General features: G+C 68.6%; 2 protein-coding genes. Both read right to left on the bottom strand.

The window, feature by feature from the left end:
* The coding region (locus PKH97_RS15875; RefSeq protein WP_324388584.1) for an aldo/keto reductase at positions 1-296 on the bottom strand (296 nt) is incomplete at its 3' end.
* Positions 297-826: 530 nt separating this feature from the next.
* A partial coding sequence (locus PKH97_RS15880) for a helix-turn-helix transcriptional regulator (protein ID WP_324388585.1) occupies positions 827-2424 on the bottom strand: 1598 nt, incomplete at its 5' end.

Below are 2424 nucleotides of genomic sequence, written 5' to 3' on the forward strand. Positions count from 1 at the left end.
AGCGGCGCGAACTTCGTCGCCAGCGCGAGCGGCACCCCCGCCCGCCGCGCCATCCAGCCCAGGATGCGCTCAGACTCGCCGTGCCCGTACACCTCCGCCGTGTCGAACAGGCGCACCCCCGCGTCCACCGCCGCGACAAACGCGCCAACCGCCCCAGCGGCGTCACGCGCCGGGTCGTAGCCCCAGTACCCACCGTCACCCCAGGCCCACGTCCCGAACGCCAGGGAGGGCCCCCAGGACGCGAATGGCGGGGGGGTGGTTTGAGCGGGTTGTTCAGGTGGGTATGGGTATTCCAATGTGGTGATTGTGTCTGCTCTGGTTTTTCGTCCTGAGGGACCCCGGGACGAGCTTCCGAGCTCGTACCGGGAGTCCCGTAGAAGGTATTCCTTATAGAATACCTTTAAGAAGGGGTTTTCGTGACGAATTTCTCAGTGATTTCAAGTACTTACAAAATGCCTTGCGACGGGGTCTGCCGAATTTGTCACTTTTTCTGCCGGGGTCTGCCGGAATCTGTCACTTTTTCCGCCGGGGTCTGCCGGAATCTGTCACACAGGGTCCTTCGAGACCCCCTGCAACCACCCTGCGACGAGGTCTGCCGGAATCTGTCACATGACGGGAGACCGTTGTCTTGTCGGTAATCCATGCCTTCAACCATCAATCTTTGCGACGAGGTCTGCCGGAATCTGTCACAAATGTCGCTTCGGCCACCCTCGCGACGGGGTCTGCCGGGATTTGTCACAATGAAGTTCAGGTAGGGGAACCCGTTCCCCCGGTAACCCCCGAGAACCCCATCGCTGGTTGCTCCCTTGACGGCCGCGCCCTGTCTTCAGGGTTGTTGGAGGCTTGAGAGGGCCGCGCGGACGCTGTGGGGCAGGGGTTCGTCGGGCGAGGCTTCAGCGCGGATGACCGTTCGCCGCGAGACCTTGAGCTGATCGGCGGCTTCCTGTTGCGTCCAGTTGCGCGAGGCGCGCCACGCGCGGAGCTCGGCGCCCGTGAGCGGCATCGGCAGCGCCGTCGTCTCGGGAGGGACGAGCCCGTGCACCATGCGCTCCCGAACCCACTGCGGCTGGTAGAGCCGACAGCGCCCCGAGAGGCTCCACGGAGGCCCTTCTTCCCACTCGTAGCGCCCGAGTCCGCCGACCTGCTTGAGCTCTTCGAGGTTCTCTTCGAGGGCCTCCCACGCGCGGCGCGGGTGCTGCTGCTGGATCTTGATCCCCGCGGCTTCCATGAGCTTCGCGCCCGACAGGACGATGTAGTCCATGTCCTCGGTGAGGTCCCACCGCCAGCGGATCGGCAGGATGAGCCCCAGCGCGATGGCGTAGGGGAAGCGCACGTGGTCGATGCGCGCGAGCTCCACCGGCGCTGGTGCCCAGAGGCGCCCGATCTCGCCCGAGGATTTCCGCACGCCGTCGTAGAGCACCGGGTGGATCACCAGCTCCAGGCCCTCGAGCCGCCACTCGCTCCCGCGCATCGCCTCGCCGCGCTGCGTGACGGCGAGCACCGGGCCGCGAAGGCGCACCGTGCCGTCGGGGTGATAGATCGCGATCTCCATGCGCGTGAGGGCCTCGACCTCCGAGGCCACCATCGCGCGCACCTTCGGGTCGCGCCGCGAACGGTCGCCGTAGCCGAGCGCTTCGAGGTGCGACTCCAGCGTCCAGCGGATGCGCCCCGTGCGGCCCGCGTCGGTGAAGAGCAGTTGCAGCGCGGCCCAGTGCCGGAGGCCCTGCCAGTGCTTCCACTCGCGCACCGCGTGGACGATGCGCTCGGGCAGATCCTGCACGTTGAGCCGCAGGCCGAGCTGCTTGCCGGGGTAGATGATCTCCGCCCAGCCGTTCTGCACGGGCGTCTTGCGGATCTTCCGGTCCTTCGGCAGGTCGCGCCACCCGGTGAGCAGCTCGTGGTGCACCGAGCCCGCGTCGAGGGCGATGGCGGGCCGTCGCTGCGACTCCTGCACGTCGAGCTCGGCGCCCGCGACCAGCACGCAGAGCCGCACGTCCCACTGCGTCAGCGCCTCGCGCAGCTCGTCGTCGAAGCCCTCGTGCTCGGTGTGCAGCAGCGCCGCCGCCGCGCTCACGTCGCCGATCTGGAGCGACGCGAAGGTGCCGTCGAGGAAGGCCCGGCCGAGCCGCTTCGCGTGCGAATCGCGGAGGTTCATGAGCAGCGTCGCCACGTCGCGCAGGGCGAGGTTGACGGGCCAGCTCCAGGCCGCCGTGTCGGTGTGCGCGGCGAGCCGCAGCGGCCAGTGCGCGGGCTCTGCGTCCTCCCACGCGCCCTCGTCGCGCCACAGCACGCGAAACGGGCACCGGACCGCGGCGCGCTCCACCACCGCGGTCCGCAGCCGCCGGTCGATCTTGAAGGTCTCGACGTGGCGGGTGAGGGCGTTGGTCGCCGCCGCCGCGGCCGCCTCGATGTGCTCCTGCGCCC

Origin of the sequence: Nostocoides sp., assembly GCF_035343835.1 — a bacterium.
GTDB classification, from domain to species: domain Bacteria; phylum Actinomycetota; class Actinomycetes; order Actinomycetales; family Dermatophilaceae; genus Nostocoides_A; species Nostocoides_A vanveenii.